Raw genomic sequence first — 12761 nt, 5'->3', positions numbered from 1 at the left:
GGCTATTGGTTTAATTCTTTCTGAAGCAAAGCAACCGCTTCTTCATACGACGTCATGTCAGACAGCTTCGTCATCACCTCTTCTTTTCTAAAAAGTGTCATGAGCTTCTCTAACATCACAAGCTGCTTACTAGGTTCAGAGATTGCTAGGACGAACACAATTTTGGCCAGCACAGTTTCATCAGGGCTCCCCATCTTGTGAAACATAACAGGTTCCTTTAGAGTGGCTACACTAATCGCCGGTTTGTTCACATGCTCAGGATCTGTATGTGGAATTGCTACCCCAAAGGTCGCAAGTGGAAGGCCTGTAGGATATGTTTTTTCTCTTTCAAGCACCGCTGCTAAAAAGCTCGACTTAATATATCCTCCTGCTTCTAATTGCTCTGCTAAATATGTGGTCACCTCCTCTCTCGAAGATGCATCGTACTGCAGCTTGATCAGTTGTTCATCTAACTCAAACAAGTTGTTCAAACAACCACCCCTTTCATTTGGTATAAACGTGAACACATGTAACAAAAAGAAAGAACATTTTAGAATAGAACCTTTTATAAAGCGCTTACAAATACACATATAGAAAAATGTTCAATGTTGTTACCTTTGTAAAGATATTATAATATTCTAAATTATAAGTCAATGTTCCTAGGAAAAATTTTATAAAAAAAGATGCAGTTTTTTCTGCCTCTCAGATTGTTGACAAAGGGCTAAAATGATTTTTATTTTAGCCCTTTGTCTTCTTTTCAGCGTGATAGAAAACCTTTGCAGTCTAGGGAAGGACGAGCACAGGAACGGAGCGAATTTGACATCCGTGAGTACCGACGCGCAGGACTGACACCGAATGCGAGGGTTTGTCTACACGCTGAGATGCAGTCTTTTCTGCATCTTTCATCAACTCTGCTCTTCTTCTTATTAAATGTGACTTCTTCTAATCACTCAGTACTTGCTCTTTGATGTGAGCAACAACTTTGTCATTCATACACAAAAAGACCCTTAGCCATTGAAATACATTACAGTCTGTACTTCAAATGGCCAAAGCGTCTTCGATTCCCTGATCCGCTGTGTTTCTTTTATATAAATAAAAAAGAAACGCCATCCTCAAGAGGCGCTTCTTTTCCCGGGAAATGTTCTTATTGGGCAGAGAGCTTTAAATCGACGCCAACGGCAGTTCCGTTTCTCGAGGAATCAGCCACTCCAGTAAAGGTTCCTGCTTTTCGATCAATGAGTAGCGCTTGAACATTTCCTATATCAATAGGCGAATTGCCGAAACGATGCCCCATATCATTAAGCTTTGTTCTCACATCGAGAGGGACACCTACTTCATAACGATAAGAAGTTGGACTGTTTGTATAAATTCTTGGTTCTTCAACTGCATCCTGAAGCTCCATCTCATATTCAAGCAAATTCAAAATAGTTTGTGAAACAGAAGCAATGATGGTTGTTCCTCCCGGTGAACCTACTGTCATGACAGGCTCATTATCTTTAAAAATGATGGTCGGTGTCATACTGGACAACGGTCGTTTATTCGGCTGAACTTCATTTGCTCCGCCTGGTATTGCATCAAAATCTGTTAGTTCATTGTTTAAGAAGAAACCATATTCCGGGACGAGAATCCCTGTACCAAATAACTGTTCAATGGTTGTCGTGAACGACACAACATTTCCCCACTGATCAGCAACAGTAAAATGTGTGGTCTCACCAATGGTTTTATCTTCAGGCTGCGGTACAATAGGAGATGGATTTTTTTCATCCTCATACGCCCACGGATCTCCTTCTTTCGGGTTAAGATTCTTTTTGTCTAATTGAATAAGAGAGGCTCTTTCTGAAATGTAATCATCGTCTAATAGTCCTTTTAGTGGAACATCTACGAACTCGGGGTCACCGGCATATGCAGCACGGTCAGCATAGGAGAGATGCATCGTTTCAGCAAGTAGTTGATATTTTTCGAATGATTTGGGGTCATATTGAGATAGGTTAAAGTGGTCAAGTATTTTGAGCATTTGCAGCATAAACACCCCGCCTGAGCTTGGTGGAGGCATACTTGCAAGCTGGTATCCTTTATAGTCTCCCCAGATAGGCTTGTCAGTCTCGACCTCATAACGACCAATGTCATCAGTTGTCATTGTCCCGCCAAAATCTTGGACTGTATTTGCAAGTGCCTTCGCTACTTTTCCTTCATAAAATGCTTTGCTTCCTTTTTTCGCAATGAGCTTAAATGTTTTTGCAAGGCCTGGCTGAACTAGGAGGTCTCCTTCTTTGAGCGGCTGATCATTTGGAAGAAAGATGGGCGCTGCAGCCGTTTTTTTCAATTTTCCTTGATGATCATCAATGGCTTTTGCCAAGACAGAATCGATTTCAAATCCATCCTCTGCAAGCTGGATGGAAGGCTTAATCAATTCCTTCATCGAGCGGGTTCCCCACTTATCTAATGCCGCCTCAAGACCTTTCACAGTCCCTGGAACACCAACAGCATTACCATGTGTGGATCGCTCAGCAAACGGGATGGCTTTCCCCTCATCTGTTAAAAACATGTCAGGTGTTGCGCCTTGTGGTGCTCTTTCTCGACTATTGATGATGGATGTTTCTTTTGTCTTCCCATCATAAACCATCATAAATCCTCCGCCACCAATTCCAGACATCATTGGCTCTGTCACATTCAGTGCGTACTGGATGGCAACAGCAGCGTCAACAGCGTTTCCACCTTTCTTTAATACATCTGCACCCACTTCTGATGCGAGTGGATGGGCAGTAGCCACCATGCCATCTTTCCCAACAGCTACTTTATTCCCATGAGTTTCGTTTGCAGTGACCTGACCGACAGGCAGAAAAAACGAGAAAACCAACAGACATATGGACAAAATAGTTAGAGAAATGCGTTTCATACACAACACCCCTTCCATATTCTTACTTTGACCATACCGACTTCTTGACCAGAATACAATAGATTATTCTAAAATTTCTATAATTTTCATTCTATCATCCTATATTCATCAAATGTAAAGTGGATTTTCAAAACATATGACACACGTACTAAGTAGGGATAAAGACACTATCCTTTCATGTTTTTGATTTCGCGGTATAATAAACGCATCGCAAAGGGGGAAGAATGATGAATCAAAAAAGCACTTTATTTTGGGAAACATATTGGAAAGAAAAATCAGAAAGCGCACCAATTGACGCATCTGTTTCCGCTTGGGCATTTGGAGCAGACCCAGATCATTTACTTGACCTTGTTCTGCAAGGGAAAAAAACAGCGACATGTTCTGGACATCTTTTTTACGAAAAGGAACAGGAGCCGCTTCCAAAGGCAGGACAATATGCGGTTATTTTGGACAGCCATGACGAACCAAAAGCCATCATAGAGATCACGCATGTAGATGTCATGCCAATGAATGAAGTTCCAGAATCATTTGCCCAAGCAGAAGGTGAAGGCGATCTTTCTTATCACTATTGGTACAGAGCCCATGAAGCATTTTTCACAGAATCACTCAAACCGTACGGATTAGAATTTAAAGAAGACATGCTCCTCGTTTGCGAGCGATTTAAACTTGTTTATTCAGCTTCTTAAGCTTTAAGCGGCGCCAAAAAAGGACCGCTTTTTTCATTTCTTTTCTCCTTTCTGAAAAAGGTGTGATGAGAACACATCTTTAGGTCAGAATAAGATCAAATAGAAAAAGTGAAGAAATTTTCGACTACACCTGTTTTTTTTCGACAAAAGAATATATAATTATTTGATGTGTGCATTGTCTCATTTATACAATGGAGGGTTTTTACATGTTAAAAAGGAAAAAAGACAAGTTTTCCGTCTTGTTAACGGAAATTGCTAAAAATTTAGATGAAACTGCTGAGTATTTTGTTAGCTATAAAGTAACAAATCAAACCACTCTGAAAGAATTTTCTGACACATTGAAGGAATATGAGACAAAAGGTGATAATCATGTTCATACTATGATTAAAGAGCTGAACAAAGCCTTTATTACACCGATTGAACGTGAAGACATTCTTCAATTGACGAATAGCCTCGACGATGTTTTAGATGGAATTGAGCATTTTTCAGCGACAATGGAAATTTATTCAATGACAAGCTCTGACGAACATATCGACAAATTCAGCCACTACATCAGAGAATGTGCGAAGGAAATTTTAATTACAATCGATTTACTGGCTGAAAATCGCTTAAAAGATATTCAACCACACGCAATCAAAATCAAAGAGATCGAGCACAATTGTGACAATCTTTATCGTAAATCACTCAAGAACTTGTTTGGAAAAGAAACGGATCCAATCAAGGTAATTCAATACAAAGAAATTTACGAAACACTTGAAGAAATTGCTGATTCCTGTCAAAGTGTTGCCAACAATCTAGAAACAATCATAATGAAGAATGCGTAACGGGGTTAGTTAAACATGGACACATTACTCATCCTTACCATATTTATTGTCATTTGTGCACTTGCTTTTGATTTCATCAACGGATTCCACGATACAGCAAATGCCATTGCCACTTCGGTTTCAACAAAGGCGTTAAAGCCTAGACATGCTATTATTATGGCAGCGTTTATGAACTTCTTAGGAGCAATGACATTTACAGGTGTGGCAAAGTCCATTACAAAAGACATCGCAGATCCTTTTACACTTCAAAACGGTTCTGTCGTCATTTTGGCTGCTTTAATTGCGGCCATTACTTGGAACTTGCTTACTTGGTATTACGGGATTCCGAGTAGTTCTTCGCATGCACTGATCGGATCAATTGCAGGAGCTGTTATTGCCTCTGCTGGTTTTGGCGCTTTAAACTATTCGGGGTTCATTAAAATCATTCAAGCACTGTTGCTTTCACCTATCCTAGCTTTCGTATTAGGATATATCGTGTACACCATTGTCAAATTTATATTTAGAAACCACAATCTCGCAAAAACAAATAAACAATTCCGTCGTGTTCAAATTTTAACTGCAGCACTACAATCGTATACCCACGGAACAAACGATGCGCAAAAAGCGATGGGAATTATTACGATGGCTTTAATTGCAGGGAATTTGCATACAACAGACGATATTCCTTTCTGGGTACAATTCTCTTGTGCGCTTGCAATGGGACTAGGTACGTCTATTGGCGGCTGGAAGATTATTAAAACAGTCGGCGGTAAAATTATGAAAATTCGTCCAGTAAACGGAGTATCTGCCGATTTAACGGGTGCAGCTATTATCTTCGGTGCGACATTTATTCACTTACCTGTTAGTACCACTCACGTGATCTCATCTTCTATTCTAGGTGTAGGTTCTGCACACAGAGTAAAAGGGGTAAACTGGGGTACGGCAAAACGTATGCTTGTCACTTGGGTAATTACATTACCGATTTCAGGAACTCTCGGGGCTCTTATATACTTTGTGTTAAATGCGATTATCTAATATCAAAGACCTGTCTGACAGGTCTTTTTTTATTTGTCTGCACCCTTTTCCTACAAGCCATTTTTTCATGAAGCAGGTTTTCCAATCATATCCATAGAAATAAAGTAAGTATCCATCTGTCTATGGGAGAGAAAATCATGCTATTATTTTTTCAATTGACCGTGTGGTTATTGCTGGGTGCCCTTGCTGTATATGTATTTGCCGTATGGCGTTTTGAACAAAAAGTAAAAGAAAAGATGTTTGCCATTCGTAAAACGTGGTATTGGATTTATGTAGCTGGTGCTGTTGTGTACTGGACAAATGACCCTTCTTCAATCTTCACCGATTGGATGCACTACTTAATTATTGCCGTATTTTTCGCATTAACCGATGCATTCATCTTTCTCAGCTCCTATATTAAAAAACTCGGAAATCACGAACTAGAAACCGACACCCACCAACTCCTAGAACAAAATAACGATCTACTTCATTCTTACCTCAATAAACTAAAAACGTACCAATACCTATTGAAAAACGAACCGATTCATGTATATTATGGAAGTGTAGAGGCATATATAGAGGGAATTGAACGGCTCATTTATTCTTTTGCCGACAAGATGAATATTCAAGCGGTTCTTTGTCCTTACGATACGCAGGAACAAAAAGATGACCTGCTCCGGACACTTGACCAGCGAGCTCTTATTCAGGCGAAGCTTGACAGGCAGGAAGTCTATTACGATGATTTCGGCAAATTGGTGCTCATCCCGTTTTCTGTAGCAGATGATCACTTCGTCATTAAGCTCACCTCTGATGACATTGTCACTGAGTTCGACTATTTATTAATGACGTCACTAACAACAATTTATGACCTAATCTTGCCTGACGAAGAGGAAGGTGATGAAGATGGACCACGCACTTCAAGGGGATAACAACAATCGCAAGAAAAACCCTTTTAAGATTTTAAAGAAAAAGCAACATATCAGTATGGCGGATTACAAGGTAAGCCCCCATACAGAACGTATTTTCAAAAAGAATGAACAGCTCTTGGATGAGTATAAAAATAAAAGGGCTTGATTACACTAAAGGACGCGGAACAAAATCCGCGTCCTGCTTCCATTTTTACATAGACTTGCATACAATAATCTATACGCTGCAACGATTGAGGTGCCAATAAATGAAAAAGAAAATCAAACAATTGAGATATGTTCAGTTTGCTGAATTTAAGTCGTCGCCTTATATGCGTCGATTAAATGAGCAAAGTGAAGCAGTCATCCAATCATCCAAACAGAAACACTCACTGATTTAACAGCTTCAGAAGCTTTTCCTTCGTTTTAGGTCCGTATACCCCATCACTTGTCAGACCATTTACCAGCTGAAAACGCGCTACGGCGTTCGCCGTTTTTTCTCCGTAAACTCCGTCTATTCCTTTATTTGCAGATGCTTTATCAGGATAAAAATAAACAGCAGCAAGCGCCTGCTGGACGAGGCGTACGTGCTCTCCCTTTGTCAATGGAGAAGTCACCTTTAAAACCCCATCTGGCAGCTCATACAAGCTCTTTGCATCGTTACGATAAATTTTGAGAACTTGTCCAATTTGAATCTTATTCGGATCACTAATGTCATTCCACTTCTGTAAATCTTGAACTGTGACCCCATGAGCTTTCGCAATACTCGTTAACGTATCCCCGCTTTTCACGACATATGTGATGACCGTCTCAGGATCTTCTGCTGTTTCAATCCCTTTTTTAAATTCATTCCAAGTAGATAGAAGCTGGCGTGGACATGCTTTTCCTGACCAGTACTGATGTGTGACCACATTTGCTAGCGGAATGTGATGTTCTTTTAGCAGCTTTTGAATGAGCCATTGTGCATGTTTGACCGCTTGCTGAAAATTCCCATCTACATTCTCACAAATTTCAATTCCGATCGACTTCCGGTTACCATTCCCATGACCATCCCCTGCATGCCAGCCATTTTCATTTAACGGCAGATGCTGAAAGATTTCATGATCATCCACTGTAAAGTGCCAGCTCACCTCTGTCGTTGGGCTTTTTACATAGGCCGCATGACTTTTCGCATCTGCTCCCTTTGACGTGTTTGCTGTGTTATGCACCGTTACATACTCCGGTGTCATCGCATACCCTGGGCGGTTTCCGTTTCCAACTGGAATAAAATCTTGATAAATTTGTACCATGTACTGCACTCCCTTTTGCTAGATTGAATTGATCTTTCTCATCAATCGGTGGCATTCGTAAGACAATACTTGTTTGTTTTCATGAGAAGACTATGGTAAAATTTGAATTCAATTCACTCTTTTTAGTCGTGAAACGTGCAAAAATACAGAAAAAAAAACAGGAATTAATTCCATTTTTCCTTGATTTTATGTTAAAATTGTTAAAAATAAACCGATAATAAAAGTAAGTAATAGCTCATTTAGCTATTTAGTCCTATATGGACTTTTCTTTTACGTCAAAAATAGAACATACGTTTGCATGGAGGTTTTCAAATGACTGGTTTTTTAACCCATTTAGAAGAAGATATTAAGCGTTTATATGCTCAATTACAAATAAGCGGTCCTGCTTATAGAGAGATGCAAAGGATCGCTTCTGAATTTCGCGTATGGGTCCATTACGAGGAGACTGGCAGCATGATGATCCAGCATCAAGGTCTTTACAGTATTATCTTAAACAGATCCCTATCGCCTGAAGAACAGTGGCAGGATTTTGCCCACGAGCTTTGTCATGTGCTAAAGCATACAGGCAATCATTTCAAAATGAACAAACTCTTTCGAGAATTGCAAGAGTTTCAGGCAAAACAATTCATGTATCACTTTTGTGTTCCAACCTTTATGCTGATGAAAATGAAGCTTCCACCCCTTCGGCAGCAAGCCATTTTTCATATTGCTCAAACGTTTCATGTCACTTGGACTTTTGCTGAAAAGCGGCTTGCCTTATTCGAACAGCGAAAAGCAGGTATTCGCTTTCAGCAGGAGTTTACGTCTTATTTAATGAAAGCAGAAAGAGTCGCTGAAAAAGAAGCTGTTTATCAAACGTAAATTATCGCATAAAAGTTTATTCATAAAGAGCTAATACTTGTTTGAGTACATTTGTGTACCGATAAAATTGTTCAGTTTGTGTATCTCGCCGGTATTGACGCCTAAAGTCTTGAAAGAATGCTCTTCTTTGCGCCTGACTAATTTCAAGTTGTACACTTTTTCCTGTCAGACATTTGTTATTGATATTATCAGGATGCGTTCCAGAAAAACGATCAGATTCGGCTAGCAGCAATGCGTGAAAGCCATTTAGCGTTAAACGCTTCACAGTTTCTGCCGCTCTTTCTCTGTCTGTACCTCCCACTAACGTTTGAAGCACCTCTGTTTCTCCGTAGCCATGAAGTGCAAACGTATAATGATGGGTATGCACCTCTGAAAGGCAAAGCGGCTCATCAAAGCGTGTACTTGTAATATGAAGCACATGATTGCCTTTTACTTTAAGGCCTTCAAATAAATACATAGAATAGTCACTAGAAATTTCATGAACAAGCTCACTCACGCCTGATTCAATTCCTCCAGCATGAGGAGATAAAACTAGCAGCTGGTCACCTTTCCGCTCGTGAAGAATTTGATAATCAATCCCTTTTCTTTCATGAGCGGAGAGCTCTTCATAATTTTGATACGTATCGATAATTTGCATCATGTCATCTGCTCCATTTCTTTATATGAGCATAAGTCTACTGATCCCTCATTCTTTTGTAAAGAGGTTTCGAATCAAATATACCACTTGAATTCTTCCTTAAATTTTCCTTACATTTACGGCATTCTGTTGAATTTTGAGAAAAAATGACCGATAATTGAAACGAATAGAACTTTTGGACTATATGAATCTTTTTGTATTCTCTCTCATAAATTAGAAATATTGTGATCTACATCTGGAGGAATTCATGTTAAAAAAGAAAACCACCCTCACTCTTATCATCTTACTCCTTAGCTTCGCTGGCATTATTTATTGGAAATGCTTCTCTCTTCAAGGCGTGTCTCACGGAACATTCATCCGCTCGATGTCATCACCTGACGGAATGTATATCATCAACACCTATCAGCATAGCGGAGGAAAGCTAAAGGAAAACGCAGTCAGAGCAGAAATTGAAAACAAACTGACCCACCGCAAGAAAACGATTTACTGGAAATACCCTGATAAGGACCCTCTCATCAAATGGAAAAACGGACAGCTTGTTCAAATTGGACATGAGTTTTTAAATGTGGTGAAAGGCGACACCTACGATTATCGCTTTGATCAGAACAAGAGAAAATAACGACATACAAAAAACGAATCCTCTTGGATTCGTTTTTTACGTTGCCATGACGGTTTGCATAAATTTCTTCATATCTGTACTAACCGTTGTCAATCGATCAACAATTTCGCTAAATTCCGTCACAAGTGAAGCCTGTTCTGATGAAGAACCTTTCATATGGTCCATACTTTCAAGTAATGTATGTATATTGGAGGAAATTCCTTGTAATGAGCTTTCGATGTTTTCTGTTGCACGTGAAGTTTCACTTGAAAGCTTTTGAACCTCACTTGCTACAACACTAAAACCTGCTCCATCTTTTCCTGCCCTCGCCGCTTCAATTGACGCATTCAATCCTAGCAAACTCGTTTGTTTCGAGATGCCTTTAATCATTTTTGTAATATCGGCTGTTTGTTTTGAGCTTTCAAGAGTTTGCTGCGTTTGTAAGGTCATCTCCTCACTTGTAGCAGAAAGCTCCTCTGAATGCGCCGCCACCACGTGCACCTTTTCTTGAATACTTTGAATAATGTCATTCAATGAATCCATATACGCTTCAAGCTCTATTTGATTTTTGAGTGGAAATCCTAAAGCGAGGGCACCAATCACTTGCCCGTTTTCATCAAAAATGGGCAATCCCATTGCATTTAAAGGTACTCCATATACTGATTCAGGCACAAACATACTCGATGTCTCACCTCTCAGCGCTTTTTTCATATTCAGATCATCTGGTTTAATACGTTCACCAGTTCGAATTTGAAAATCAACATCTTTCGATGGCAAATACAGCAAAAATTTCTCTCGGTCAATGACACCCATCGTCACTTCATTTTTTAAAATCTGCATCATATAAGGTGCTGCTGTCACTATACTCTGTAGTATATCCAATTTCTCTACCCCCTTATATTATTTATCGGTCGCTTTTCTTAAAATAATAGTTATTTTTTAAAAATAATGATGATGATGAAAGTTATTTCTCATATGTATGAGTAAAAAGAGGGAAATTCCCTCTCTATATTCAACAAAACGTAAATTTGCTATAATTTAAGTATCAACATATGATGAAATGGTCATGTAATCATTTATATATATATATTCATTGGAGGCGCATGTTGTGAGACAACCTATGACATATGAGCGGGCGATCGTCATTGGCGGCGGTATGACGGGAATACTCGCTGCAAAAGTTTTATCAACGTTTTATCATCAAGTTTTTATTATCGAAAAGGACGAAATGCCAGACTCTCCTAAGAATCGTCTCGGCACTCCTCAAGCTTTTCATCCACATAGAATGCTGCCACTAGGCAAGCAAATCGTGGAACGTTTATTCCCTGACTATACAAAAGAGTTATTGACAATGGGCGGATTTAATACATGGCAACAAACCTCTCGATTTATCACAAAAGATGGTGAATTAACGCTTACTGATACAGAAGAAACAGCCGTTACAAGACGTGCCATGCTAGAGTGGGTGCTGATGCAAAGAATGTTAAATGAGGGACGGGTGCAATGTTTAGAAAAACATGAAGCCCTCTCACTTCAGTTGAAAGAGGGAACGAATCAAGTCATCGGACTGGTCGTGAAAGATCGGCATGAAAAACCAGGTAGCATTCGTGAAATGAAAGCAGATTTAGTAATTGATACGTCTGGAAGAATGTCTAAATTGCCAAAATGGCTGAGAGATGCTGGACTGACCTTACCACAGACAGATGAATTAAGTGTGTCACTCGGTTACAGCACTAGATATTACAAAATACCACCAGAAGCGCCATACCAGCAATCAATGGTCGTCGTGGGTCAGCCAGACAGGCAAATTCCAACAGGACTGTTTGAACGCGTAGATCATGATTTAGTAGCTGTTCTTCTATCTGCAGCTGGCGGATCACATTATCCAACAACGGATGCTGATCAATTTGATTCAGAAACGGCTGCACTCGCGCATCCAGCAATAGCAGATGCCATCACTCATTTAACGCCCTATACAAAACCAAAAGGGTTTAGAGTTCCTTCTTGCGTGAGACATCACTATGAACAAATGCACGAATGGCCAAGTGGATTATTGGTGATGGGCGATGCCTTGTGTACATTAGATCCTATTCACGGGCAAGGAATGACAAAGGCCGCACTCGAAGCACAAGTTCTTGAGCGTATGCTCAAACAAGCACAAAAAAATAAGCAGCTATCTTTTGAAAAGGACACATTACAACAAATGCAGCATGCCAATAAACTTGGCTGGTGGCTTTGTGCGATTGCTGATATGGCGTGGGAAGGCGTTGAATTAAAAGGAGAAACAACCATTCCCCATTTGACGTTCGTACAAGGATTTTTAAATCGCTACGTACAATACGCCATAGTAACAAAACAGCCTGAACGTCTTGAGGCGTATCACCAAATGCATTCTTTCTTAACAGAACCAAGAGACATCATCAACTTAGAACAGCTGCATGACATGATTCAAGCCGACACTTCTGGCGAAACGGCTGAATGGTGGAGTCAGTGGAATCAAGAGGACGATGAACGCAATCGGGCTTTTTTCCATGAAGCGGTTCCTGACTTTCGTTTACGGCAACTACTGTCATTCAATTGAAACAAAAAAAGCCCCTTAATGGGGCTTTCAGCTTGTAGACAAAGTCTACAAGCTTTTTTGTATAATAAGGGTAATAACACAAGTCTGTGGGGGATGAACATGTTATCCAAACGTGAAGAAGAAAGACGAAACCAATTAGAAGTAGTGGCTTTAGATGAATTAGTGCCTCAAGATCATCTTGTACGGAAAATAGATCAAGCAATCGATTTTGACTTCATTTATGATCTTGTCAAAGATCATTATAGTTCCGACAATGGTAGACCAAGTGTTGATCCTGTTGTCCTCATTAAGATGGTCTTAATCCAATATCTATTTGGTATTCGCTCTATGCGTCAAACCATTAAAGAAATTGAAACTAACGTGGCTTATCGTTGGTTTATTGGATATGGGTTTTCGGAGAAAATCCCGCACTTTTCTACCTTCGGTAAAAACTACGTGAGACGCTTCCACGATACAGATTTATTTGAACAAATTTTTTATCGAATCTTAAGAGAAGCGATGAAAAAAGGGTT

At 39.7% G+C, this 12761-nt stretch carries 15 protein-coding genes; 10 read left to right on the top strand and 5 right to left on the bottom strand.

Features of this window, described 5'->3' with window-relative positions:
• Positions 1-2: 2 nt before the first annotated feature.
• On the bottom strand, positions 3-470 hold the full coding sequence (locus SB660_RS00075; RefSeq protein WP_410580815.1) for a PTS sugar transporter subunit IIA: 468 nt from the start codon (positions 468-470) through the stop codon (positions 3-5).
• A gap of 653 nt (positions 471-1123) precedes the next feature.
• Positions 1124-2875, bottom strand: coding sequence for a gamma-glutamyltransferase (gene ggt, locus SB660_RS00070; protein ID WP_058014223.1), 1752 nt, complete (start codon positions 2873-2875; stop codon positions 1124-1126).
• A gap of 227 nt (positions 2876-3102) precedes the next feature.
• On the opposite strand from ggt, the gene SB660_RS00065 reads away from it, so the two are divergent.
• The 6 genes from SB660_RS00065 to SB660_RS00040 all read left to right on the top strand — a co-directional run bounded on the left by SB660_RS00065 (position 3103) and on the right by SB660_RS00040 (position 6684).
• Complete coding sequence (locus SB660_RS00065) at positions 3103-3561, top strand: ASCH domain-containing protein (protein ID WP_058014224.1); 459 nt, start codon at positions 3103-3105, stop codon at positions 3559-3561.
• A 206-nt stretch (positions 3562-3767) separates the two neighbouring features.
• A complete protein-coding gene (locus tag SB660_RS00060) occupies positions 3768-4385 on the top strand; it encodes a DUF47 domain-containing protein (protein WP_003212390.1) in 618 nt (205 codons plus the stop codon).
• Between the two features lie 15 nt (positions 4386-4400).
• Positions 4401-5399: an inorganic phosphate transporter gene (locus SB660_RS00055; RefSeq protein ID WP_058014225.1), complete on the top strand. Its 999-nt coding sequence runs from the start codon at positions 4401-4403 to the stop codon at positions 5397-5399.
• Positions 5400-5536: 137 nt separating this feature from the next.
• Positions 5537-6307, top strand: coding sequence for a type II toxin-antitoxin system SpoIISA family toxin (locus tag SB660_RS00050; RefSeq protein ID WP_003211137.1), 771 nt, complete (start codon positions 5537-5539; stop codon positions 6305-6307).
• Positions 6276-6452 (top strand): type II toxin-antitoxin system SpoIISB family antitoxin, encoded by a 177-nt coding sequence (locus SB660_RS00045; protein WP_080984789.1) that lies wholly within the window; start codon positions 6276-6278, stop codon positions 6450-6452. Before SB660_RS00050 ends, SB660_RS00045 begins: the two co-directional genes overlap by 32 nt.
• Positions 6453-6552: 100 nt before the next feature.
• The gene (locus SB660_RS00040) at positions 6553-6684 is read left to right on the top strand and encodes a hypothetical protein (RefSeq protein WP_260850301.1); all 132 of its coding nucleotides are present in this window, start codon (positions 6553-6555) and stop codon (positions 6682-6684) included.
• Here SB660_RS00040 and SB660_RS00035 read toward each other — a convergent pair.
• Positions 6673-7572, bottom strand: coding sequence for an N-acetylmuramoyl-L-alanine amidase (locus SB660_RS00035; protein ID WP_410580811.1), 900 nt, complete (start codon positions 7570-7572; stop codon positions 6673-6675). The two genes, SB660_RS00040 and SB660_RS00035, sit on opposite strands and share 12 nt — an antisense overlap.
• A gap of 312 nt (positions 7573-7884) precedes the next feature.
• On the opposite strand from SB660_RS00035, the gene SB660_RS00030 reads away from it, so the two are divergent.
• Complete coding sequence (locus SB660_RS00030) at positions 7885-8433, top strand: ImmA/IrrE family metallo-endopeptidase (RefSeq protein WP_058014228.1); 549 nt, start codon at positions 7885-7887, stop codon at positions 8431-8433.
• Positions 8434-8449: 16 nt separating this feature from the next.
• Here SB660_RS00030 and SB660_RS00025 read toward each other — a convergent pair whose 3' ends face one another.
• Positions 8450-9073, bottom strand: coding sequence for a poly-gamma-glutamate hydrolase family protein (locus SB660_RS00025; RefSeq protein WP_180309139.1), 624 nt, complete (start codon positions 9071-9073; stop codon positions 8450-8452).
• 244 nt (positions 9074-9317) lie between these two features.
• On the opposite strand from SB660_RS00025, the gene SB660_RS00020 reads away from it, so the two are divergent.
• On the top strand, positions 9318-9689 hold the full coding sequence (locus SB660_RS00020; protein WP_058014230.1) for a DUF5412 domain-containing protein: 372 nt from the start codon (positions 9318-9320) through the stop codon (positions 9687-9689).
• Positions 9690-9725: 36 nt separating this feature from the next.
• Here the strand turns inward: SB660_RS00020 and SB660_RS00015 are convergent, their stop codons facing one another.
• Complete coding sequence (locus SB660_RS00015; RefSeq protein ID WP_410580808.1) at positions 9726-10550, bottom strand: methyl-accepting chemotaxis protein; 825 nt, start codon at positions 10548-10550, stop codon at positions 9726-9728.
• A 226-nt stretch (positions 10551-10776) separates the two neighbouring features.
• On the opposite strand from SB660_RS00015, the gene SB660_RS00010 reads away from it, so the two are divergent.
• A complete protein-coding gene (locus SB660_RS00010; RefSeq protein ID WP_410580806.1) occupies positions 10777-12249 on the top strand; it encodes an NAD(P)/FAD-dependent oxidoreductase in 1473 nt (490 codons plus the stop codon).
• 99 nt (positions 12250-12348) lie between these two features.
• A partial coding sequence (locus tag SB660_RS00005) for a transposase (RefSeq protein ID WP_410580804.1) occupies positions 12349-12761 on the top strand: 413 nt, incomplete at its 3' end.

It is taken from the genome of Bacillus sp. SIMBA_005 (assembly GCF_046535585.1).
Classification (GTDB): Bacteria; Bacillota; Bacilli; order Bacillales; family Bacillaceae; genus Bacillus; species Bacillus pumilus.
Note: the sequence above shows the minus strand (reverse complement) of the source record. Positions and strands in the feature narration are given on the sequence as shown.

What these genes read in the sequence shown, in the direction of transcription:
- SB660_RS00025 (WP_180309139.1), bottom strand. Translation starts at nt 9,073, where the DNA reads ATGATGCAAATTATCGATACGTATCAAAATTATGAAGAGCTCTCCGCT.
- SB660_RS00055 (WP_058014225.1), top strand. Translation starts at nt 4,401, where the DNA reads ATGGACACATTACTCATCCTTACCATATTTATTGTCATTTGTGCACTT.
- SB660_RS00045 (WP_080984789.1), top strand. Translation starts at nt 6,276, where the DNA reads ATGAAGATGGACCACGCACTTCAAGGGGATAACAACAATCGCAAGAAA.
- SB660_RS00030 (WP_058014228.1), top strand. Translation starts at nt 7,885, where the DNA reads ATGACTGGTTTTTTAACCCATTTAGAAGAAGATATTAAGCGTTTATAT.
- SB660_RS00035 (WP_410580811.1), bottom strand. Translation starts at nt 7,572, where the DNA reads ATGGTACAAATTTATCAAGATTTTATTCCAGTTGGAAACGGAAACCGC.
- SB660_RS00040 (WP_260850301.1), top strand. Translation starts at nt 6,553, where the DNA reads ATGAAAAAGAAAATCAAACAATTGAGATATGTTCAGTTTGCTGAATTT.
- SB660_RS00020 (WP_058014230.1), top strand. Translation starts at nt 9,318, where the DNA reads ATGTTAAAAAAGAAAACCACCCTCACTCTTATCATCTTACTCCTTAGC.
- SB660_RS00060 (WP_003212390.1), top strand. Translation starts at nt 3,768, where the DNA reads ATGTTAAAAAGGAAAAAAGACAAGTTTTCCGTCTTGTTAACGGAAATT.
- SB660_RS00065 (WP_058014224.1), top strand. Translation starts at nt 3,103, where the DNA reads ATGAATCAAAAAAGCACTTTATTTTGGGAAACATATTGGAAAGAAAAA.
- ggt (WP_058014223.1), bottom strand. Translation starts at nt 2,875, where the DNA reads ATGAAACGCATTTCTCTAACTATTTTGTCCATATGTCTGTTGGTTTTC.
- SB660_RS00050 (WP_003211137.1), top strand. Translation starts at nt 5,537, where the DNA reads ATGCTATTATTTTTTCAATTGACCGTGTGGTTATTGCTGGGTGCCCTT.